At 70.7% G+C, this 21,242-nt stretch carries 22 protein-coding genes and 1 pseudogene; 3 read left to right on the top strand and 20 right to left on the bottom strand.

Annotated elements, in window-relative coordinates; genetic code table 11:
- Nucleotides 1–43 precede the first annotated feature (43 nt).
- The 18 genes and pseudogenes from IPL89_10165 to IPL89_10080 all read right to left on the bottom strand — a co-directional run bounded on the left by IPL89_10165 (nt 44) and on the right by IPL89_10080 (nt 16,431).
- The gene (locus IPL89_10165) at nt 44–3,442 is read right to left on the bottom strand and encodes a CPBP family intramembrane metalloprotease (GenBank protein ID MBK9063543.1); all 3,399 of its coding nucleotides are present in this window, start codon (nt 3,440–3,442) and stop codon (nt 44–46) included.
- Nucleotides 3,439–4,875 (bottom strand): hypothetical protein, encoded by a 1,437-nt coding sequence (locus IPL89_10160; GenBank protein ID MBK9063542.1) that lies wholly within the window; start codon nt 4,873–4,875, stop codon nt 3,439–3,441. The genes IPL89_10165 and IPL89_10160 overlap by 4 nt, the downstream gene beginning before the upstream one ends.
- Nucleotides 4,876–4,893: 18 nt before the next feature.
- The gene (locus IPL89_10155) at nt 4,894–5,283 is read right to left on the bottom strand and encodes a TraR/DksA family transcriptional regulator (protein ID MBK9063541.1); all 390 of its coding nucleotides are present in this window, start codon (nt 5,281–5,283) and stop codon (nt 4,894–4,896) included.
- A gap of 17 nt (nt 5,284–5,300) precedes the next feature.
- On the bottom strand, nt 5,301–5,771 hold the full coding sequence (locus IPL89_10150) for a 23S rRNA (pseudouridine(1915)-N(3))-methyltransferase RlmH (GenBank protein MBK9063540.1): 471 nt from the start codon (nt 5,769–5,771) through the stop codon (nt 5,301–5,303).
- 6 nt (nt 5,772–5,777) lie between these two features.
- On the bottom strand, nt 5,778–6,722 hold the full coding sequence (locus IPL89_10145; protein MBK9063539.1) for a sigma-54-dependent Fis family transcriptional regulator: 945 nt from the start codon (nt 6,720–6,722) through the stop codon (nt 5,778–5,780).
- A 5-nt stretch (nt 6,723–6,727) separates the two neighbouring features.
- Complete coding sequence (rsfS, locus tag IPL89_10140; protein ID MBK9063538.1) at nt 6,728–7,147, bottom strand: ribosome silencing factor; 420 nt, start codon at nt 7,145–7,147, stop codon at nt 6,728–6,730.
- 38 nt (nt 7,148–7,185) lie between these two features.
- The gene (gene nadD, locus IPL89_10135) at nt 7,186–7,836 is read right to left on the bottom strand and encodes a nicotinate (nicotinamide) nucleotide adenylyltransferase (GenBank protein MBK9063537.1); all 651 of its coding nucleotides are present in this window, start codon (nt 7,834–7,836) and stop codon (nt 7,186–7,188) included.
- Complete coding sequence (obgE, locus tag IPL89_10130; GenBank protein ID MBK9063536.1) at nt 7,833–8,888, bottom strand: GTPase ObgE; 1,056 nt, start codon at nt 8,886–8,888, stop codon at nt 7,833–7,835. Before obgE ends, nadD begins: the two co-directional genes overlap by 4 nt.
- Nucleotides 8,889–8,892: 4 nt before the next feature.
- Nucleotides 8,893–9,162, bottom strand: a complete 270-nt coding sequence (gene rpmA / locus IPL89_10125) for a 50S ribosomal protein L27 (protein MBK9063535.1) — start codon at nt 9,160–9,162, stop codon at nt 8,893–8,895.
- A gap of 13 nt (nt 9,163–9,175) precedes the next feature.
- Nucleotides 9,176–9,496, bottom strand: a complete 321-nt coding sequence (gene rplU, locus IPL89_10120; GenBank protein ID MBK9063534.1) for a 50S ribosomal protein L21 — start codon at nt 9,494–9,496, stop codon at nt 9,176–9,178.
- Between the two features lie 103 nt (nt 9,497–9,599).
- Nucleotides 9,600–11,411, bottom strand: a complete 1,812-nt coding sequence (locus IPL89_10115) for a M2 family metallopeptidase (GenBank protein ID MBK9063533.1) — start codon at nt 11,409–11,411, stop codon at nt 9,600–9,602.
- A gap of 5 nt (nt 11,412–11,416) precedes the next feature.
- A complete protein-coding gene (locus IPL89_10110) occupies nt 11,417–11,863 on the bottom strand; it encodes a TPM domain-containing protein (protein MBK9063532.1) in 447 nt (148 codons plus the stop codon).
- Nucleotides 11,863–12,699, bottom strand: a complete 837-nt coding sequence (locus IPL89_10105; protein ID MBK9063531.1) for a TPM domain-containing protein — start codon at nt 12,697–12,699, stop codon at nt 11,863–11,865. The genes IPL89_10110 and IPL89_10105 overlap by 1 nt, the downstream gene beginning before the upstream one ends.
- A gap of 42 nt (nt 12,700–12,741) precedes the next feature.
- Nucleotides 12,742–13,342: pseudogene (locus tag IPL89_10100) on the bottom strand (LemA family protein).
- A gap of 79 nt (nt 13,343–13,421) precedes the next feature.
- Complete coding sequence (gene sixA / locus IPL89_10095; protein ID MBK9063530.1) at nt 13,422–13,913, bottom strand: phosphohistidine phosphatase SixA; 492 nt, start codon at nt 13,911–13,913, stop codon at nt 13,422–13,424.
- 10 nt (nt 13,914–13,923) lie between these two features.
- Nucleotides 13,924–14,526 (bottom strand): DUF3501 family protein, encoded by a 603-nt coding sequence (locus IPL89_10090; protein ID MBK9063529.1) that lies wholly within the window; start codon nt 14,524–14,526, stop codon nt 13,924–13,926.
- Nucleotides 14,523–15,803, bottom strand: a complete 1,281-nt coding sequence (locus IPL89_10085; protein MBK9063528.1) for a 4Fe-4S dicluster domain-containing protein — start codon at nt 15,801–15,803, stop codon at nt 14,523–14,525. The genes IPL89_10090 and IPL89_10085 overlap by 4 nt, the downstream gene beginning before the upstream one ends.
- A 208-nt stretch (nt 15,804–16,011) precedes the next feature.
- Entirely contained in the window at nt 16,012–16,431 is a 420-nt protein-coding gene (locus IPL89_10080; GenBank protein ID MBK9063527.1) for a rubrerythrin, read from the bottom strand.
- A 156-nt stretch (nt 16,432–16,587) separates the two neighbouring features.
- On the opposite strand from IPL89_10080, the gene IPL89_10075 reads away from it, so the two are divergent.
- Both IPL89_10075 and trxB read left to right on the top strand, forming a co-directional pair.
- Nucleotides 16,588–17,178 (top strand): peroxiredoxin, encoded by a 591-nt coding sequence (locus IPL89_10075; GenBank protein ID MBK9063526.1) that lies wholly within the window; start codon nt 16,588–16,590, stop codon nt 17,176–17,178.
- Nucleotides 17,179–17,200: 22 nt separating this feature from the next.
- The gene (gene trxB, locus IPL89_10070; GenBank protein MBK9063525.1) at nt 17,201–18,148 is read left to right on the top strand and encodes a thioredoxin-disulfide reductase; all 948 of its coding nucleotides are present in this window, start codon (nt 17,201–17,203) and stop codon (nt 18,146–18,148) included.
- A gap of 24 nt (nt 18,149–18,172) precedes the next feature.
- Here the strand turns inward: trxB and IPL89_10065 are convergent, their stop codons facing one another.
- A complete protein-coding gene (locus IPL89_10065; protein ID MBK9063524.1) occupies nt 18,173–19,726 on the bottom strand; it encodes a hypothetical protein in 1,554 nt (517 codons plus the stop codon).
- Nucleotides 19,723–20,316, bottom strand: coding sequence for a cob(I)yrinic acid a,c-diamide adenosyltransferase (locus IPL89_10060; protein MBK9063523.1), 594 nt, complete (start codon nt 20,314–20,316; stop codon nt 19,723–19,725). The genes IPL89_10065 and IPL89_10060 overlap by 4 nt, the downstream gene beginning before the upstream one ends.
- 39 nt (nt 20,317–20,355) lie before the next feature.
- On the opposite strand from IPL89_10060, the gene IPL89_10055 reads away from it, so the two are divergent.
- Nucleotides 20,356–21,189: a histidinol-phosphatase HisJ family protein gene (locus tag IPL89_10055; GenBank protein ID MBK9063522.1), complete on the top strand. Its 834-nt coding sequence runs from the start codon at nt 20,356–20,358 to the stop codon at nt 21,187–21,189.
- The last annotated feature ends 53 nt before the right edge of the window (nt 21,190–21,242 follow it).

Here is a 21,242-nt window from a genome sequence, read left to right as displayed (position 1 = left end):
GGCGAAGGCCCCCGGTTCTGAGACGGGTTCTCCGGGGCGTGTTTCAGCGAGATTCGGCGGGCGCCGGGCGGTCGAAGCCCCGCCAGGCGAGAAGCGCGAGCAGAACGCCGGCCGCGAGGGCTCCGTTCAGGGTCCACCACGGGACCCCGCTCGTCAGAAGGTCGGCCGCCCCGCCCGCGAGGCCCAGGCCGGCGGCCGTGAAGACGTACGCCCGAGGGTCGTCCTCCAGGAGCGCCGCGAGCGCGGCGAGGAACGCGGCGCCGACGATCGACCCCACGAGAACCGGCACGAAGAGTTCGCCCCACGTCCGGGCGGAAAGCGGCGCGAAGGCGCCCGCGGCGAAAAGGAGGAAGCCGGCCCTGAGCGCGGGCTTCTTCAGGACATCGGACAGGAGGAGGGCGCCGAACGCCGCGCCGCCCGCGAGCAGCAGGAGCCGCGACGTCACGGCGTCGAGGACGGACGCGGCCGGGAGGAGACCCTGTACGCCGGGCGGGAACGGGAAGGCCCCGACGCCGGCCTCCAGCGGGAACGCCGCCCCGATCGACCGCGCGAGGGCGCGCGCGGCGACGACGAGGAGGACGGCCGCGGCCGCCGCGAGGAGGGACCGGCGGCCGTCGATCGCGCCGCGGCGAAAGGCGGCGGTCGCGTCCGGTTTCACGGTCAGGACGAGCCCCGCCGCGAGGAAGGCGAGAAAGAACGACACGAGGACGCCGACGACGAGGCCGACGCCCGCGATGACGAAGAAGACGGGGAGAGTGAACTGCGAGTCGTAGCGCGCGAGGATGACCGGGAGCCCCAAGGCGCGAGCGAGGAGGGCGGGCAGCGTCAGGAGCGCCCCGAGCGCGAGCGCCCGGCGCCAGGGCACGACACCCGCGCGCGCCACCTTCACGACCTCGACGAGGAGGAGGCCGACGAGCGTGCCGAGGCCGAGGATCTTCCAGACGAGGGCTGCGTACTTTGGCGGCGTGGACTTCTCGCGCAGGCGCACCCACTCCTCGGGAAGCTTCAGCGCCGTCGCATAGAGGGACGGGACGTCCCCCGCGAGCGAGACGAACAGTCGCCGCGCCGCCTCGCCCGCCCGGTCCGCCTTCGACTCGAAGACGACGCGCGTGTCGCGGCGGGCCTTGCGGTTCTCCCCGCTCGACGAGACGAGTGTCCAGCGTCCGGCCTCCTCGCCAAACGACTTCAGGACCTCCGCCGCCTTCGCGCCCGCGGCCGCCTCGTCGGGAGAACCGCCGGACTCGGCCTCGGGAAACGTCCGGCGGAACGCGACGACCTTCCCCGAGCGCGCGTCCACGGCCACCGTGCCGCCGTGCTCGTCGAGAGCCCGGACGTAGCGCACGTGCCAGACGGGTCCGGGCAGGATCGAGGTCGCCCACTTCGTGAGAAGCGGCATCCCGCCGCGTTCAAGGAGCCAGCGGGCCGCGGCGTCGGACGGGTCGTACGGGATCAGGCCCGCGCCCGTGTCGGAGGGATCCTCGAGCGCGGGAAGCGCCGTCGCGTGCGTGACGGCCCTGAGAAAGGCCTCGGGATCCTCGCCCCGCGCCTTCAGGAACGCGTCCGCGGCGGCCCGGGCGCCGGCCCGGTCGACGCGGATCTCGAGGCCGTCCCAGGGCGTCGCGTGCGGGAGGACGACGCGCGCGAGGAAGAGGACGGCGAGGGAGAGCCCCGCCGCGAGGGCGAGGCGCCGGGGTTCGAGCGCGCGCGGGGGTGCGCAGGCGAGCGGCGGCGGCTCGACGGCGTGCGGCGCTTCGGGCGCCGACCCGACCGCCGCGTTCGCGAGGCCTTCGTCCGGAGCGAAGCCGCCGTTCCGGAAGTAGAGGACGAGGGCGACGGCCATGGGGAGGAGCAGGACGAGCGCGGAGAGCGCGCCGGAGACCACGAAGTACGGATTCGTCGAGCGAACGAGGAGGAGCGCCGTGTAGACCGCGTCCACCGTGAAGTGCCACACGAGGAGGGGGAGCATCCCCTCCTTCAGGAAGACGAGCCCGATCAGGACGCCCGCGAATCCCACTTCCAGCCCTCGGATGTAGAACGGCTGGTTCGGGTACGTGCTGTGCGCGAAGCCCCAGATGAACGCCGGCAGGAGAACCGCGACCCAACCCGGGGCGAAGGAGCGCACGAACGGGATCGAGAACATCCGCGACGAGAACTCCTCCGTCGTCGCCGGCATGAAGCCCATGATGAGGACGCCGAGCCACGGGAACGTCGTCCCGAGGAGGCTCGAGTACGGGACCTCCGCTGGCGCCCACGCGCCAAACCGCTCGGCCACGATGTAGAAGACGACCTGGTACGCGAAGAAGAACGCCGTCATCGCGTACCCGAGAAGGAGGCCGCGGAAGAACCTCTTCGAGCGAAAAGCCCGGACGGAAAGGATCCGCCCGAGCGCCGGCTGGCCCGGGTACGCCTCGCGGAAGAGCGGCTCGCCCGCCGCGACGAGCAGGAAGAGGACGGCCCCGAGCGCGATCGCCCCCGCGACGTCTGCGAGGAGAGACTGCGCGAGGAATCCCGACCACGCTTCGGCCGTGTCGTAGTCGAACAGCCGGATCGGGAGCTCGTTCAGCGAGGCGAGGAGCTGGAGGGCGGCGCCGACCGCCGCGAACGTCAGCGCCAGCCTCCACTTCACGTCTTTGCGCCGGACGCGCTGGAGGAAGACGACGAGGACCGCGCCAAACGTCAGGATGAGGCCGAACGTCGCGACGCTGCCTGCGGCGAGGTTCTTCGAGCGCAGCGTCTGGTAGTCGCGCCGCCACCTCTCGGGAACGTCGAGGTGCAGCGACGTCCGCCCGACCCGGTCGCCCTGCACCTCGACGAGGTAGCGCATCGCGGCGTCGCCGAATCGGATCGTGTTCGACTCCCACTCGAAGATGCGGTCCGTCCGCGCGGGCCGCTTCTCGACTTCGGCCCGGATGAACCGCAGCGAGCCGGGCTCGAGGCCGCGATCCTTCCGGAGCGCCTCCTCGGCGAGCACGCGCGCGGCGGCGTCGCCGGGATCGGGCGCGCCGGCCTTTTCGGGCAGGAGCCGGCGGACGGAGAGGACGCGCCCGTCCGGCGCCACGGCGGAGCGGTACTCGAGCTTTTCGAGCGGCTTCACCCACCGGACGGACCAGCGCCACACGGGCACGTCCGTCGCGAAGAGCGGGCTCGCCTTCTGGAGACCGAGCGTCCTCTCGAGGAAGACCTTGGCCTCGTCGTCGACGTCGAACGTCGCGAGGGCGCGCATGCCCTCCACGGAGAAGCCGCGCGCCTTCAGCGCGGCCGCCCCCCGGGTCACCGCCTCGTCCCGCGTGACCTTGAAGTCGATCGAGGCTTCGGGGAAGGCGCGCGTGAACCCCGCGCGCCCTGCGGCCGCGCCGAGGACGATCACGGCGAGGCACGCCAGCACGAAGACGCGATCGCGCCGGTCGAAGCGGACGGCGGGGGCCGCGTCCGGCGCGCTCATCCGGCTCTCTGCATGGCGGGGCGCGCGCGCGACAGAAGCCACGCCTCGAGGAGCTCGCTCCCCGATCCCGCGCCCGTCTTGACGCCGCGGTCGATCGCCTCGATCCCGACGAGCGCATCCGCGAGCTCGTCGGCGGTCCAGTTCAGCGAGGCGAGATACGCCTTGTGGAGAACGAAGGGGTGGCTGTCGAGCGGCAGCGGAGGCAGGCCGGGCCGCGGCGTCTTCAGCGCGGGCAGGATGCGGTCCGCGAACGTGCGGTAGTCCGCGCGGCGCATGGACGCGCCGCGTTCCTCGAGAGCGGCGCGGAGCGCGAGCATGCGCCGGACCTCGCCCGCCAGGAGCCCGAGCAGCGGGAAGAACGCCGCTTCGCCGCGCGGGCCCTTCTTCGCGGCCTGGGGGGCTTCTTCCTTCCCGCCGTAGGGACGGAAAGCCGCGAACGTCGCGCCCGAGAGGAGCTTGCCGAGGAGGCGCAGGGCCTCGAGCATGTCGCGGGCCGCGACGGCGTCCACGAAGTCCGAGCCGTACTCGCGGCTCTCGTCCGCGACCTGCCGCGCGGCGTGCTCGGCCGTGACGCGCGGGCCCTCGGACGAGTCGATGAGGCGGTCGAGGTCCGACAGGAACGGCCGTGCCGTGAGCCGCCCGTGGCTGGTCAGGAGCTCGAACACTTCCGCCTCGACGAGGACCTTGCGGTCGATCGCGCGCTCGAGACCGAGCGCGTGGAGGCGGTCGCGGCGGACGTCCTCGGTCGCGCACGAGAGGTCCGCGGCGCGGGCGGTCTTGCGCAGCAGCTGCGAACCGGCGTGCTGCGGGTCCGGCGCGACGGCGTGGACGAGGAGGACGTTGTCGGACGGCCCCGCGCGCCGCGCGAAATCCAGGAGTCGGTCGAGCGCCGACTCGGCGCCCTCGTCCTCGACGCCCGGGAGGCCGAGGAGCGCCGCGAGGGCCGGCGCGCGGTCGGCGCGCTTCACGCGCCCCGCGATGCGGCGCGCCGCGTCGGCGGGGTCGTCGGCGAGGTCGGACGCCGGGATGCCCGCCGCGCCCGCGATCGCGCGCGCCTTGCGCGCGAGGCGCGCGAACGCGCGCGCGTCCTCCCCCGCCTCGGCGGCCTCGTCGAGGAGCGCGTCGAGCTCGTCGGCCGTGAGGCCCTTGCCGCGGAGGAGATCCGTCGCGTCCAGGGTGACGAGGCGGTTCGTCGAGAAGAGCGCGACCGTCGCGGTGTCCGCGACGGCCTCGGCGACGCCTCCGCCGGGGGCCTCGTAGGACGTGACCTCGCCCTCGCGGAAGGCCTCGCGGAACGCGGCCGCGATCCGGCGCACGGCTTCCGCGACGATCCAGTCGTCGTCGCCGGTGACGAAGAAGAGGGGCGGGAGGGGCGCCGTGCGCGCCGCCGAAAGCAGCGGCGCGATCTCGGCGAAGGGCTCCGGGCGCTTCACGGCGCCCATCCTAACCGCTTAGAGAAGGCCCTTGTCCTGGAGTTCCTGGCAGTCCAGGCAGTGGCGCGCCCAGGGCACGGCCTCGAGCCGCTTTTCCTGGACGGGCTGGCCGCAGTTCACGCACGTGCCGTACGTGCCCGCGTCGAGCCGGCCAAGGGACTCGTCGATCAGGAGCAGGATCTTGCGGTCGCTCTCGGAGAGGGAGTACGCGAACTCCTTCGTGTACGCCGACGTGGCGCGGTCGGCCATGTCCTGGGCGGACTCGTCGACCGTCTCGTCGGAGACCGCGCGGTTCTTGGCCAGGTCGGCCAGCAGCTCGTCGCGCTTGGCGTGGAGGCGCTTCTTGACCTTCTCGCCGGATTCCTTCTTCGAGAACTTCGCGGGGGCAACAGCCGACTTGGGAGACATGTTGGTGTTCCTCGGGGTCACTTGGAATACGCGACGCCGGAGAGCGTCGCGGTCGCCCGGTAGACCTGCTCCGCCAGGAGCAACCGTGCCATCTGGTGGGGCAGGGTCATCCGGGAAAGCGAGAGGATAGCACGCGCCCGCGGGGTCAGAGAGGGGTCGAGACCGAACGCTCCCCCCACCGCGAACGCGACCGCCGACGGCCCGGAATCGAGCCATCCGCGGAGGTCCCGGGCGAACTCGGCGCTCGTCCGCTCCTTCCCCCGCTCGTCGCAGAGGACGAGGAGGTCGCGGGGCTGGAGGGCCGCGAGGAGGCGCTCGCCTTCCTTCGCCTTCACACGCTCCGCGTCCGCCTTCGCGCCGGGCTTCTCCTCCTTCACGACGACGACGTCGCACGGGGAAAAGCGCGCGATCCGCGCGACGTAACGCTCGACGCCGCGCGCGTACTCGGCCTCGTCGCTCTTTCCGACGAAGAGGAAGCGGATGCGCATTCCGTCTCAGCCCCGCCGCTCGTAGAGCGTCTTACGCGCGATCCCCAGGCGGCGCGCCGCCTCCGCGACGTTCCCGCCGGAGTCCTCGAGGACGAGCCGGATGTACGCGTCCGTCAGCTGCCGGAGCGTCCAGCCCGCGTGCGCGGCGGCCGACAGAAGCGCCGCCGGGTCGGACGGGCCCGACAGCTCGAGATGCACCGCATCGATGGCCGCGGCCTTCGCGGCCGCCGCCGCGGCCGCCGCGCGGCGCACGACGTTCTCGAGCTCGCGGAAGTTGCCGCGCCACGCGTGCGAAAGGAGCAGGGCGCGGGCCGCCGGCGTGAACGCGCCCGGGCCGCCCGCGGCGCGGGCGACGGAGCGCGCGGCGGCGAGGAGATCCTCGCGACGTTCGGCGAGCGGCGGGAGCGTCACCGTCACGACCGCGAGCCGGTAGAAGAGGTCCTCCCGGAACTCACCGCTCCGCGCGCGGCGCGGGAGGTCGGGCCCCGCCGACGCGACGAGGCGCGCCTTGAGGGCCGTCTGCCGCGTGCCGCCCACGCGGCGGACGAGGCGTTCCTCCACGACGCGCAGGAGTTTTCCCTGCGCGCGCAGGGAGAGCGCGTCGATGCGGTCGAGGTAGAGGGTCCCGCCGCCCGCGCCCTCGAGGAGGCCCGGCTTCGGGGAGACGGCCCCCGTGAAGGCGCCGCGCTCGTGCCCGAAGAGCTCGCTCTCGAAGAGGTCGTCCGCGACGGCCGCGAGGTCCACGCGCACGAACGGTTCGGCGGCGCGCCGCGAGCGCTCGTGGAGGAGGCGCGCGAGGCGGTCCTTGCCCGTGCCCGGCGCCCCGAGGAGGAGAACCGTATTCGCGGAGTCGGCGGCGCGCGCGAGGCGGCGGAGCTGTTCCCGGAGGCCGCGGTGGCGCGTCGCGAAGAGCGGCGGGGCCGGGGCGGCCGCGCGCGCGCGGGTCGCCACGCGCGTCAGCGGAACGACGCGGTCGCGTCCGGCGCGTCGCCCCAGAGGCGCTCGAGCCCGTAGAAGCGCCGCGCCTCGTCGTGGAAGATGTGGAAGACGACGTCTCCGTAGTCCACGAGGATCCAGGGCGAGGAGTAGCCCTCGATCGAGAGGGGCCGGCGCCCCTCGGCCTTGAGGGCCGCCTCGACGGCGTCCGCGAGCGCCTGCGCCTGCCGGTCGCTCGAGGCCGTCGCGAGAACGAAGTAATCGGCCATCGCCGTGAGGCCCTGGAGGTTCAGGACGACGAGCTTCTCGGCCTTCTTGTCGAGGAGGGCCGCCACGCCCCGCTTGAGGTGCGCGGTGAGCCGCGCGTCGAGCTCCGCGTCCGCGGGCCGCTGGGGCCGCTCGGCAGCGGGCCCGCCCGCGCGCGCGAGCGTCGCCGCGATGAGGTCGTCGACGTCGCCGATCGGGGGGACGGGGTGCTTTACGGGAGCCGGTAGAGGCCGTGCTTTCGCAGGTACGCGGCCACGTTCTCCGGGAGACTTCCGCTCAGGTTTTCTCCCGCGGGGATCGCGCGCCTTAACCACGTGGACGAAATTGTAACCGGAGCGTTGCCTCCCCAGTAGATGGAGTGCTCCGGGACCTCCCCCCCGGGGCGGGAGTCCTCCGGCGCGAAACGGGCGGCGACGTCCGGCGGGAGCGCCCGACTCAGAGCCTCACGCGTGAATCCCTCGCGCCCGACGACCGCCAGCCGGAACTCCTCGAGAAGCTCGCGGAAGGAGCGCCACGTCTCGATCTGGGCGAGCGAGTCCGACCCGAGGACGAGCAGGATCTCGGCCCCCTCCGTCTGCGCGCGCAGGTGGCGGAGCGTCTCGATCGTGTACGTCGTCCCGCCGCGCGCGACCTCGAAGTCCGAGAGGAGCAGGTTCGGCCAGGGCTCGAGCGCGAGCGCGAGCATCGCGAAGCGGTGGTGCGCCGGCGCCGACGGCGAGGCCGGCTTGTGCGGCGGGTGGTACGCCGGGACGTACAGGACGCGGTCGAGGCCGAGGTGGACGCGCGTCTCCTCCACGGGCAGGACGTGCCCGAGATGGACGGGGTCGAACGTGCCGCCGTACACCCCGATCCGGAGCGTCACGGGGCCTCCGGGCTCCCGGCGGCGGGAGCGGGCGCCGAAAGGGCCGCCAGGGCGTCGAGGCGCGTCCCGAGGTGGGCGACGAGCGGCTCGAGACCCTGCCGCGCCGCGGCCGAGATCGCGAAGAACGTCAGGCCGCGTTTCTTCGCGGCGCGCGCGACGGCCTTGATCTGTTCGGGCGTCGCGGCGTCCGCCTTCGTGGCGACGAGCACGCGCTCGCGCCGCGCAAGCTCGGGCTGGAAGGCCGCGAGCTCGTTCTCGATCGTCGCGACCGCCGCTTCGGCTTCGCCCGCGGCATCGTCCCCGGCAAGGGAGGCCGCGTCGACGAGGTGCGCGAGGAGGCGCGAGCGCTCGACGTGCTTGAGGAACCGGATCCCGAGGCCGTGGCCCTCGTGCGCGCCCGCGATGAGGCCCGGCACGTCGGCCGCGACGAACGTCCGGAACCGGTCCCACGAGACGACGCCGAGGTTCGGGACGAGCGTCGTGAACGGGTAGTCCGCGATCTTCGGCCGCGCCGCCGAGATCGCCGCGATGAGCGTCGACTTCCCGGCGTTCGGAAGGCCGACGAGGGCGACGTCCGCGAGGAGCTTGAGCTCCAGCGCCAGATCGAGCTGAACCCCTTCGGTGCCGGGATCGGCGCGGCGCGGCGTCCGGTTCGTGGACGTCGCGAAGCGGGCGTTGCCGCGGCCCCCGCGTCCCCCCTTGGCGATCAGAAGCGTCTGTCCCTGCGCGACGAGGTCGCCCAGGATCTCGCCCGACTCGCGGTCCTTCACGACGGTGCCCACCGGCACGGAGACCTCGAGCTGGCGTCCGTTCTTCCCGTGGCAGTTGTTTCCCCTGCCGTGCCCGCCGCGGCCCGCGACGAAGCGCTTCGTGAAGCGGAACGGGTAGAGCGTGTTCAGCGACGGGTCCGCGACGAGCGTGACGGACCCGCCGTCGCCGCCGTCGCCGCCCGAGGGGCCGCCGTGCGGAATGAACTTCTCCCGGCGGAACGCGACGCAGCCGTTCCCCCCGTCGCCCCCGGCGACGTGGATGGCGGCTTCGTCGATGAACATGGGGTTAGTTGGGCTTTTGTTCGACCGGCGTGATCGAGACGAAACGCCCGAGGCGGCCCTTGTCGTGGAAGTTCACGACGCCGTCCACCTTCGCGAAGAGCGAGTCGTCCTTGGCGCGGCCGACGTTCAGGCCCGGCTTGAGCGGCGTGCCGCGCTGCCGGACGAGAATCGAGCCCCCGGTGACGAGCTGGCCGGAGAAGCGCTTGACGCCGAGGCGCTGCGCGTTGCTGTCGCGGCCGTTACGGGACGAGCCCTGACCTTTTTTGTGTGCCATCTGTCCGTCTCCGCTAGGCCTTGATGGAAGCGATGCGGACCTCGACGAGGTCCTGCCGATGCCCGTGGGTGCGCTGGAAGCCCTTGCGGCGCTTCTTCTTGTAGACGAGGAGCTTGGGCCCGCGCGTCTCGCGGACGACCACGGCCGTCACGCTCGCGCCCTCGACGAGGGGCGACCCGAGGTGGAGGCCGTCCTCCTTGCCGATCGCGAGAATTTCTCCGAGGGACACCTCGGCGCCCTTTTTCAGGGTCTCCTTCGTGAGGCGCTCGACGCGGACCACGTCGCCTTCGGCGACGCGGACCTGCTTGCCCCCGGTGCGGATCACTGCGTACATGGCTTCTCCTGAAACCCCGACCTCGTAAAGGTCAAAAGGGCCGGTAAAAATACCAGAGGGGGCCCCCCCTGTCAAAACGCCGGGGAAAGGCCGCCCGTAGGCCTCACCAGCCCAAGGGTTTGCCCGCGTTCTGCTCGTCCAGCCACTTCTTCAGCGGCGCGAAGTAGTCGAGGATGGCCGTGGCGTCGATCTTCCGCTGGCCCGTGAGCTTCTCGAGCGCCTCCGGCCAGGGGCGGCTGGACCCCATCTGGAGCATCTCGTTCAGGCGCCGGCCGGCCTCCTTGTTCCCGTAGATCGAGCAGCGGTAGAGCGGCTCCGTGCAGCCCGCGGCCTGCGCAAGCGCCCGGTGGAACTGGAACTGGAGGACGTGCGCGAGGAAGTAGCGCATGTACGGGACGTTGCCGGGGACGTGGTACTTCGCGCCCGGGTCGAAGTCGGCCTCGGAGCGGGCCTCGGGCGGGACCACGCCCTGGTACTTCCGCTTCAGCTCCCACCACGCGGTGTTGTAGGTGGTGGGCGTGACCTCGCCCGAGAAGACCTTCCAGCGCCACTGGTCGATCAGGAGGCCGAACGGCAGGAACGCGACCTTCTCGAGGGCGCGGTCGAGCAGAAACCCGATGTCGCCGGCGGGCGGCGGCTCGGCGGCGATGAGGCCGAGCTGCTTGAGGTACTTCGGCGTGATCGAGAGCGCGATCGTGTCGCCGATCGCTTCGTGGAAGCCGTCGTTCGCGCTCTCGCGGAAGATCGGAGGCTGCTTCGCGTACGCGCGCTGGTAGAAGTTGTGGCCGAGCTCGTGGTGCACCGTCACGAAGTCCTCGGCGGTCGGCTCGATGCACATCTTGATCCGGATGTCGCTCGCGCCGCCGACGTCCTCGAGATCCCACGCGCTCGCGTGGCAGACGACGTCGCGGTCCCTGGGGCGCGTGAAGAGCGAGCGCTCCCAGAACGTCGCCGGCAGCGGCGCGAAGCCGAGCGACGTGAAGAAGCCCTCGCCGTACTTCACCATCCCCTTCGCGTCGGTCTTCCGCGTCTCGAGGATCTTCGTGAGGTCGTAGCCGGTGTCCGCGCGCTTCGGCGCGAGAAGCGGGACCACGTTCGTCCAGTCCTGAGCCCACATGTTCCCGAGAAGGTGCGCCGGGATCGGGCCCTTCGCCGGAACGGCGTCGCCGTACTGCTCGCGGAGCTTCGTGCGCGCGTACGTGTGGAGGGCGACGTAGAGCGGCTTCACCTCTTCCCAGAGGCGGTCCAGCTCTTTCGCGAACGCGTCCGGGGGCATGTCGTACTTGCTCCGCCACATCGCGCCCGTATCCGCGAATCCGAGCTCCTTTGCCCCCTCGTTCGCAAGCGCGACGAAGCGCGTGTAGTCGGCACGCAACGGCGTTCCGACCGCGTGCCAAGCCTTCCAGAGCGCCAGCAGCTCCTTCGGGTCGCGGCTCGCCGCCATCCGGCGATTGACGTCCTCGAACGTGAGGCCGTCCTTCGCCCCCGGGAGGAAAGCACGGCCGCGCCCGTAAGCGGCGTCCATGCCGGTCGCGAGGCGCGTGAGCTCCGCGCTCTTCGCCGGGTCGGCGGGCGCCGCGAGGTCGAGCGAGAGGCGGATCTTCTCGAGCTTGCGCGCGGTCTCGGGCGGGACCGCGACGCCGCGGAAGCGCTCGGCCTCATTGGCCAGCTCGGCCGTGGCCTTGATGAGGCGCTCGCCGGCGAGTGCCGAGAGGGCCTCGGTGTCCTGCGTGATGAAGTTCGCCTGCACCCAGCCGGCGCGGCTCGCCTCCACGGTGAGTGCGAGCAGGCGCTTTTCGGCCGCGTCGACGAACGTGACGGCGTCGTCCGCGGTGGGACGCGGCGCCGGGGCCTGCGCGCGCGCCGGCCCGGTGAGAAGGAGGAGGGCGCAGAGAGGGAGGGTGACTCGCTTCATGGTCTTCAGTCCTCGCTGACGTCGTCGGGAAGTTCGTTCCGGTCGGATACGCCGTCCTTCGGAAAGAAAAGCGCGAGGGCGTCCCCGAGCTTCCCCACCGCGCCGACGATCCCTTCCGTGAACCGTCCCTCGCGGAACGGCCCGAGAGTCGCGTCGCGCGCCTCGAGCCAGAACCCGTCGCCCACTCTCTCGTGGATCCCCGTCCCGCCGACGACCGCGAACTTGCGAGAGGCCGGGGCGATGAAGATCAGGCAGCCGGAACCGCGGGCCGTCTTGTCCATCCCGAGCTTGAGGAACGTACTCTCCGCCTCGAGCCGCGCGTCGGCCACGGTTCCGTGGTGGAGATGGACGCGGATCTCGCCGAAGCTCCTCGCCTCGGCCCGCCGGATGGCCTCGACGATCGCCGGACGGTCGAGATTCTCGAAGAACGCCTTCGTAGAGTTTTCGCCCATCACCAGTCTCCGCTCGCGCCGCCGCCCCCGAAGGAGCCGCCGCCGCCCGAGAAACCGCCGCCTCCCCCACCGCCACCGAAGCCTCCGCCGAAGCCGCCTCCGCCGAAGCCGCCGCTGCCCAGGTACCAGTACTTGCCGCGCCGGCCGCCGCGCGCTGCGGGAAGGATGACGAAGAAGAACAGAAAGAGGAGGAGCAGGACGACCGGGAAGGGAATCGGGATCTCGTTCCGCCCCTTCTTCTTCGCCTGCGTGCTTCCGGAGCCCTTGTACTCGCCCTTCGTCGCGGCGATCGCCGCCTCGACGCCGGCCGAAATCCCGCCGTCGTAGTCGCCCGTGCGGAACCGCGGGAGCACCTGCTCGTCGAGGACCCGGCGCGCGAGCGCATCGGGCATCGCGCCCTCGAGCCCGTAGCCGACCTCGAGGCGCACCTTCCGCGACTGCGGGAAGACGAACAGGATCATCCCGTTCTTGCGCTGGGTCTGGCCCGCCTTCCACGCCTGCGCGCAGGCGACGGTGTACTCCTCGAGCGTCGTCCCCTCGGGCACGGCGCGCTCGGTGTAGACGAGGAACTGGCTCGAGGTCTCCTTCTCGAAGCTCTCGAGTCGCTGCTCGAGGCTCGCCGCCGTGCCGGCCGAGAGCGCGCCGGCCTTGTCCGTCACGAATCGCGTCGGAGCGGGCGGCACCGCGGGCCCCGCGCCGAGCGCGGCGCCGGGAACGGAGACGAAGAGGAAGAGAAAGAAAGAGACGCAGAGGAAGAGGGGGATTTCTTTGAAAGGAAGAAAGGCGGCGAGTAGCTCGCCGGCGTCGCGCCGCTGCTGCCCACCGCCTCTGTTCATTCTAAGAAAATCCGAAATCCGAATTCTCTCTTAAGCCTCGAATCAGAACTTCACGGCCGGCGGCTTGTCGGAGCCCTCGGCGGCCTTGAAGAACGGGCGCTCCTTGAAGCCGGCGAAGTTCGCGACGATCACGGTCGGGAACGAGCGGCGCAGCGTGTTGTAGGCCTGCGTCACGTCGTTGAAGCGGCCGCGCTCGACGGAGATGCGGTTCTCGGTGCCCTCGAGCGACGTCTGCAGCGTCGCGGAAGTTCTGGGTCGCCTTCAGCTCCGGGTATTTCTCGACGCTGACGAGGAGGCGGCCGATCGCGCTGCCGAGCCCGTCCTGCGCCTTCTGGAACTGTGCGAAGGCCGCGGGGTCCTTGATCGAGTTGGCGTCCAGCTTGACCTGGGACGCGGACGCGCGGGCCTGGATGACCTGCGTGAGGGTTTCCTTCTCGAAATTGGCCGCGCCCTTGACCGTCTCGACGAGGTTCGGGATCAGATCGGCCCGGCGCTGATAGACGTTCTCGACCTGGGCCCAGGCGCCGCTGACGGCCTGATCCGCTGCGTTGAGCTTGTTGTACGCCCCCGCGGCCATGCCCCCCACGACGAGGACGCCGACGAGGATGAGGACGATGCAGCCGAGAGCTACGCTTTTACCCATATTCGAAACCGTTCCTCCAAGAGCCGGAGATGCTATCAGGAAACCGGCGAAGATCCGGTCAACACGCCGTAAGTGTCTGTCAGGAGAGCTCTTCCAGGAGGCGGGCCGGGAGGTAGAACTTCAGCTCCGCTCGTCCCATCGAGGGGTCCGCCTCCGCATCGAAGGCGGCGAGGGCCGCTTTTTTCATGGGGACCTCGAGGCTGGCCCGACCCGAGAGGAGGAGCCCGAAAAGGCGCCCGAAGTGCGGCTGGTGCCCCACGAGAAGGACCGTCCCGGGCTTCAGGCGCGCGAGCTCGTGGAGGATGTCCACGGGGTCGGCGTTCGGCTCGAGGGCCTTCGTTTCGACGAGCGGCTTTCGGAATCCGCAGGCCTCGGCCACGGGCTCCGCGGTCTGGCGCGCCCGCACGAGCGGCGAGACGAGGATCGCGTCGTAGCCCGGGTCCATCCGGGCGATCACCTTCGCCACGGACTTCATCCGCCGGCGGCCGTCCTCGGTCAGGCGCCGATCCGCGTCCCGGCCCGAGGGCGAGAGGTCCTCGGCCTCGGCGTGGCGCAGAAGGTGGAGGATCACGGCGGCGATCCTAGTTCGAGACGTCGGGCGCGAGGTCGCGCGCTAGCTCGCGCCGCGCCTCCGGCGACAGGAGCGAGCTCGCGCGGATGTGAGGGTGCGCGAGGTGGAGGACGACCGGGAGCGGCCCCGACTCGAGCGCGGCCCGCGCGGCCGGGTCGGTCCCGACCGGGAAGCGCAGGTACTGGACCGCCGCGATGCGGTCCTCGCGGCTCTGCCCGTCGAGGAACCGCGCGAAGACGCGGCGGCCGGCGATCTCGAGCCAGAGGTGCTCGCCCGACGTGAGGCCGAGGAGCTTGTCCAGCTCGTCCTTCACGCGATCCACGTCCGTGATCTCGACGAGCAGCGTGGCCGCCACCTCGCCCGGACCGGGCAGCAGCTCGTTGTAGACGTCCAGCTCCTGCTGGACGGCCGCGGGGTTCACGATGCGCTCGGCGCGGCACATCTCCTGGACCTGGTGCAGGACCGTCAGGCGGTTCTCGAAGACGAGCGAGATCCACTCGCCGAGCGCCACGCGGCGCCGCGCCTTGGCGGCGATGACGTCCCGCTTCCAGTCGTCGCGGATGAGCTCGTAGTCCTGGAGGTTCTTGACGTCGGAGAGCGTGATCTTGTTCATCGCGGAAGCCCGTACGCGTCCCTGAGGACTTCGATGGGATGGAGGACGTCGACGCCCATCCCCTGGTGGATCTGCACGCCCGCGAGGGCGCAGTCGGACGCGACGATCTCCGCGCCGGCGGCGGCGAGAGAGTCGAACAGCTTCTGGCCGACCTTCATGGACTCGTCGAAGTACTCGGCCTTCATCGCCCACGTCCCGTCGTGGCCCGAGCACTTCTCGACCATCGTCACCGCCGCGCCGGTGGCCGCGAGGACGTCGCGCGACTTGAAGCCCATGTTCTGGACCTTGAGGTGGCACGGGAGGTGGTACGCGATGGACTTCGGCGCCTTCGGGAAGTCGAGGGAGAGCGCGCCCGCCGCCTTGAGCTCCGCGAGGAACTCGAAGAGGTCGCGCGTGTTCTTCGCGACGAGCGAGGTGTCCGGGTCCGGGGCTCCGCCGCGGGCGGCGAGCCACGGGTATTCCTTCTTGACCATGAGGGAGCAGGACGGGCCCGGCGTCACGATCGTGTAGCCCTTCTCGACCCAGCCCTTCATCGCCCCGACGAACGTCCGGCGCGCCTCGTCGGCGCCCGCGACGTCGCCGACGTCGAAGAGCGGCATGCCGCAGCACTGCGGGTAGGCGACCGCGACCTCGACGCCGTTCTTCTCGAGGACGGCCACGGCGGCCTGCCCGATTTCCGGCCGGTTCCACTCGACCGAGCAGGTCGGGAAGAGGACGACCTTCGCGGCCGGGGTCCCCGTGGGCTTCGGCGCCTCGCGCGTCTCGAACCAGCGCGTGAACGTCTGCCACACGAAGCGAGGCAGGTCCTTCTTCGCGGCGACGCCGAGCGTCTTTTCCATCCCCCACCGCGCGAGGGGGAGAGTGTTCATGAAGTTCGCGACGGGCGCGACCGTCGACGCCATCCGGCCGAGGGTGTCGGGGTCCGACAGGAGACGCTCGCGGAGCGGGAGGCCGTGCGCTTCCATGCGCACGCGCCGCGCGTCGAGGACGAGGTGCGGGACGTCGACGGCCCAGCGGTGCGGCGGGATGTACGGGCAGTGCGGCAGGCAGAGCTTGCACTCGTAGCAGAGGTCCACGAAGTCGTCGAGGACCCTCCTCGGCAGCTTGTCGGCCTCGCCGTCCACCTCGGGGACGTCGAGACCCTTGAAGAGGATCTCGAACGAGGGGCACAGCGTGAAGCATCGGCGGCAACCGTGGCAGATGTCGGCGATGCGGGTGAGCTCGGCGGTGAGGCTCGCCGCGTCTTTCACGGCGATCGGTGTTCCAACGGCGCCCATGTTCACTCTGCTTTCGGATGAAGATTCGGGGGGAGATTCGGATGCGGATGGAGATTTCTTAGAAGGGTGAGTGCGGCCGGAGCCTCGCCCACCGCCGCTGCGGTAATTGAGCGCCCCGGCCGTTCTTCACCTTCTAAGAAGAAAATGCGCCCTCTCCGCCCGCCGCGCCATAGTTCGTGCGCTTCAGGCGGTGGGGCGCACCAGATCTTCAGCCGATCGTCGTCAGGAGCTTCGAGAAGCGGTTCGCGTGCGACTTCTCGGCGCGCGCGAGCGTCTCGAACCAGTCGGCGACCTCGGCGAAGCCCTCCTCGCGCGCGGTCTTCGCGAAGCCCGGGTACATCTGGGTGTACTCGTACGTTTCGCCCTCGATCGCGCTCTTGAGGTTCAGCTGCGTCGAGCCGAACGGGAGGCCGGTGGCCGGGTCGCCCGCCGCCTTGAGGTAGTCCATGTGCCCGTGGGCATGGCCCGTCTCGCCCTCGGCCGTGTCGCGGAAGTTGCCGGCGATCTCCGGGTAGCCCTCGATGTCGGCCTTGTCCGCGAAGTAGAGATAGCGGCGGTTCGCCTGGCTCTCGCCCGCGAACGCGTGCTTGAGGTTCTCGTGCGTCTTCGTTCCCTTGAGTTCTGCCATGTGGCCTCCTTCATTCGGTGTTCCCTTGGGAATCTCGGTCCCGGGAACCGTTCGTGCAACGATGAGAGCTGGACTTTATCTGGACTTGGTCTAAACTACAAGCGCCGGGGCGGTCCCGCCCCGAGAACCCCCCGCCGGAACGCAAGGAGAAACCCCATGCCCCAGATCGTCGGCCGCCAGGCCCCTGATTTCGCGCTCGAAGGCGTCCTGAACGGACGCTTCGCCCACTACCGCCTCTCGGACTACAAGGGCAAGTGGGTCGTCCTGTTCTTCTACCCGCTCGACTTCACGTTCGTCTGCCCGACCGAGATCCTCGCGTTCTCGGACCGCCTCGGCGAGTTCAAGAAGCTCGGCGCAGAGGTCCTCGGCGCCTCCGTGGACTCGAAGTACAGCCACCTCGCGTGGACCGAGAAGCGGCGCGAAGAGGGAGGCATCAAGGGCCTCGCGTACCCGCTCCTCGAGGATCTCGGCAAGGAGCTGGCCGAGGAGTACGGCGTCCTCGCCGAGGACGGCAAGGTCGCGCTGCGCGGCCTCTTCGTCATCGACCCGGACGGCGTCGTCCAGCACGCGACGATCAACAACCTCGGCGTCGGCCGCTCCGTGGACGAGACGCTCCGCGTGCTCCAGGCCTTCCAGTTCGTGCGCGAGAACGGCGAGGTCTGCCCCGCCGACTGGAAGCCCGGCACGAAGGCGATGACGGCCGACTGGGAGAAGTCGAAGGAGTATTTCTCCACGGCTTCGAAGTAGTTCCGGTGAAAGAATCGGGCCCATGCCTCAGAAAACTCATTACAGGGTCGTGATCGTCGGGTCCGGCCCGGCGGGCCTCACGGCCGCGATCTACGCCTCCCGCTCGAACCTCGCGCCCCTCGTCCTCGAGGGCATCCAGCCGGGCGGACAGCTCACGACGACGACCGAAGTCGAGAACTTCCCCGGCTTCGAGCACGGCATCCAGGGCCCGGAGCTCATGGACGTCACGCGCAAGCAGGCCGAGCGCTTCGGCACCGAGATCGCGGCCGACACCGTCGTCGACGTCGACGTTAAGGCGAAGCCGTTCGTCCTCACTCTCGAGTCCGGCGGGAGGGTCACGGCCGACGCGCTCATCGTGGCCTCCGGCGCCTCGGCGAAATACCTCGGGCTCGAGAGCGAGAAGAAGCTCCTCGGCTACGGCGTCTCGGCCTGCGCCACGTGCGACGGCTTCTTCTTCCGCGGCAAGGAGGTCGTCGTCGTGGGCGGCGGCGACACCGCAATGGAAGAGGCGACGTACCTCACGAAGTTCTGCACGAAGGTCCACCTCGTCCACAGGCGGAGCGAATTTCGGGCTTCCGCAATCATGGCGCAGCGCGCCCTCGCGAACCCGAAGATCGAGGTCCACCTCGACACGGTCGTCGAGGAGGTGCTCGGCGAGCCTGGCACGGGAGTCTCCGGCGTGCGCGTGAAGAACGCGAAGACGGGCGAGGCGAAGACCCTCGCCGTTTCGGGCTATTTCGCCGCGATCGGCCACCAGCCGAACACGGCGATCTTCGCGGGCAAGCTCGACATGAACGAGGTCGGCTACCTCAAGATCGCGCACCCCACGACGAACACGTCCGTGGACGGCATCTTCGCGGCGGGCGACGTCGCGGACTTCATGTACCGGCAAGCGATCTCGGCAGCCGGAGAGGGATGCAAAGCCGCGATCGACGCCGAGCGCTGGCTGGGAGCTCAGGGCATCCACTGACCTCGGCGGGCGCGCTCCGGCGCGTCAGAACGCCTGGCCGGAGGCGAAGGACACGAGCCAGCCGGTCCGCCCGAGGGGGTCCGGGTGGAGGGAGCGCGCGACGTCGATCCGGATGAGGCTGCTCTTGCTCGCGCGCGTGAGGCCGATCCGCAGGCCGACCCCGGCGTCCGCGAGGTGCCAGAAGCCATCCGGCGCGCCCCAGGAGTAACCCACGTCCCCGAACGCGGCGAGGCCGAACGACACGAGCGACCAGATCTCCGGCACCAGGAGGACGCGCGCCTCCGCGTTCCCGACGACCCGGCGGTCTCCCTCCACGGCGTGCAGGCGGTACCCGCGCACGCCGGTCGCGCCGTCGAGGGCGATCTGGTTCTCCGGATCCAGGCGCCAGCCGACGAGCGTTCCGACGTGCCCGACGAACGTCCACGGCGGCTTGAGCACGTACCCGCGCGCATCGGCGCCGACCAGCGCGTTCTGGAATCCGTTCTGGAGGCGGGTGGACGCCGTGGACGTGAACGTCGCGAAGCCCGCCGGGAGCGCCGTGCCCGACTGGACGCTCGCGAGAAGGCGGCCGGCCATGCTCTGCTTGTCGAGGCCCGGCGAAATGCCCGCCTCCACGCGCAGGCCGGTCGAGAGGTTGAAGTCCTCGTCGCGTTCGAGCCGGTCGACCTGCCGGCGCGTGATCCACTCGGATCCGACGTGCTGGTAGCCGCCCGAGAAGAAGAGATACCGCCGGTTCGACGCGGGCGTGTCCGGCGGGGGTGGTCCGTCCTTGTCCTGCAGACGGACTTCCGTCCACTGGATGGAGCCGAGCAGGCGGTTCGCGCCCCACACGCCGCCCGACAGAAGGGTCCCGGCCTGGACGAACGCGATTCTCTGCCTTTCCCTCCACGTCGCGGTTTCCTCGCCGCCGGCGTAGAGCTTCGTGTCGAAGTCGGCCCGGTTCACGAGCCCCTCGAGCGCCCACGGCACTTCGAGCGCGTAGAACGGCCGGCCGTAGGCGATCGAGAAGCGCTGCCCGTCGGAGAGGTCCGACACGTCCACGCGAAACGCCGCGTGCGGCCAGATGAGGTTCGGATCCGCGAAGAAGACGGAGCGCGACGTCCGGTCGACTTCCTGCTCGAACCCGAAGCCGAACTGCATCCCGAGGCCGAGCAGGTTGTACTCCTCGGCGCCGATCGAGTACTCCGTGACGCCGCCCTTGTTCGAGAACGACCCCCTGAGGAGGAGCGTCCAGGCGTCCGCGGTCTCCACGACGACGCGCGTCCCCTCGGCCCTCACGTGCGCCTCCCGGAAGAGGCCGAAGGCGCGGAGATTGCGCTCGGTCTCGGCGAGGATCTCCGATCGGAGCGGATCGCCGGGCTTGAACAGCAGTTGGGTCTCGATGAAGGACGGCCTTGTCCGGACGTGAAGGGCGTTCGCCCAGCGGTAGAGAAAGAACTTGGCCGCCTCCTGATCCGAGAACACGTCCGTGGGGCGAATCTCGACCGCCGAGATCACGGGCCGCTCCTGCGCGGACGCCGAACCGGCCGCGAGCGCAGCGAGGAGCCCGCACCAGCCCGCAACCGGAACGCGCGTCAACCCTTCTCCGGCTCCCAGAGAGGTTCGCTCTCGCGGCGCGCGCGCGCAGCCCAGCGGCCGAGCACGAAAAGGAGGTCCGACAGCCGGTTCAGGTAGACGAGCGCGTGCGGGCCGACCGCCTCCTGCCGCGCGAGCGTCGTCACGAGGCGCTCGGCGCGCCGGCAGACCGTGCGGGCCTGGTGCAGGAACGCCGAAACCCAGCCCCCGCCCGGCAGGACGAACGAGCGCAACTCGGGCAGCCCGTCGTTCATCTCGTCGATCGTCTTCTCGAGGAACGTCACGTGACGCTCCTCGATCACGGGCTGTTTCGGGTGGCGGTCCTGCGGCAGCGTCGCGAGGTCGGAACCAAGGTTGAAGAGCTCGTTCTGCAGGCGCATGAGGAGCGCGTCCAGGCGCGCACGGTCCTCGTCCGACGCTCCGGGCGTCTCGCGGTTCGCCGTGCGCGCGAGACCGAGAATCGCGTTCAGCTCGTCCACGGTTCCGTAGCTCTGGATGCGGATCGCGTCCTTCGCGATGCGCGGGCCGCCCACGAGGCTCGTCTCGCCCGCGTCGCCCCCGCGCGTATAGACACGGTTGATCCGGATCGCCATGACTCCTCCGAACCCCGAGACTACACTCCGCGAAGTCCCATGCCGACCCCCAGGAGCAACCTCCGAACCGGGACCGATTACCACGTCCACACGGCCCGCTGCGGCCACGCCGGCGGGGCGATGCGAACTTACGTGGAGGCGGCGCTCGCGCGCGGCCTGTCCGAAATCGCCTTCACGGACCACGTTCCCCTCTACTTCCTGCCCGGCGACGACCCGGACCCCGGGATCGCGATGACGCGCGCCGAGCTGCCGGGCTACGTCGAGGAGGTCCACGACCTGCGCGAGGAATTCGCGGGCCGGATCGACGTCCTCCTCGGCCTCGAGGCGGACTACGCCGAGGGCCACGAGGCCGCGCTCGCGGAGATCCTCGCGGCGCACGACTGGGACGTCGTTCTCGGGAGCGTGCATTGGGTGAAGGGCGACTGGATCGACGCGCCGCACTCCGGCGCGCGCCACGAGCGCGAAGGCACCGAGGTTCTGTGGAAGGAGTACTACCGGCTCCTCGCGAAGGCCGCGGCGACGGGCCTCTTCGACGTCCTGACTCACTTCGACCTTCCGAAGAAGTTCGGCCACCGTAGGCCGGCCTCACTCGCGATGCATGAGGCCGCAGCCGTCGAGGCCGCGCGCGCGGCCGGCGTCGCCGTCGAGGTCTCGAGCGCGGGCCTGCGCAAGGCCGTCGCCGAGGAGTACCCCGCTCCCCCGCTCCTCGCGAGCCTCGTGAAGGCCGGCGTCCCGATCGTCTTCTCGTCGGACGCGCACGCGCCGGCGGAAGTGGCGTGGGGGCGCGAGGCGATCGAGGCCGCGGCTCTCGCCGCCGGCGCAAGAGAACATTTGAGTTTTAGGAAGAGGGAGAGCCGGAAGTACCCTCTCTGAAATGCAGGCGCCCGGGCATCGGGCAGCGGTCTGCAAATTTCTTCGAAGGGTGA

It is taken from the genome of Acidobacteriota bacterium (genome assembly GCA_016716715.1).
Lineage (GTDB): Bacteria > Acidobacteriota > Thermoanaerobaculia > UBA5066 > UBA5066 > Fen-183.
Note: the sequence above shows the minus strand (reverse complement) of the source record. Positions and strands in the feature narration are given on the sequence as shown.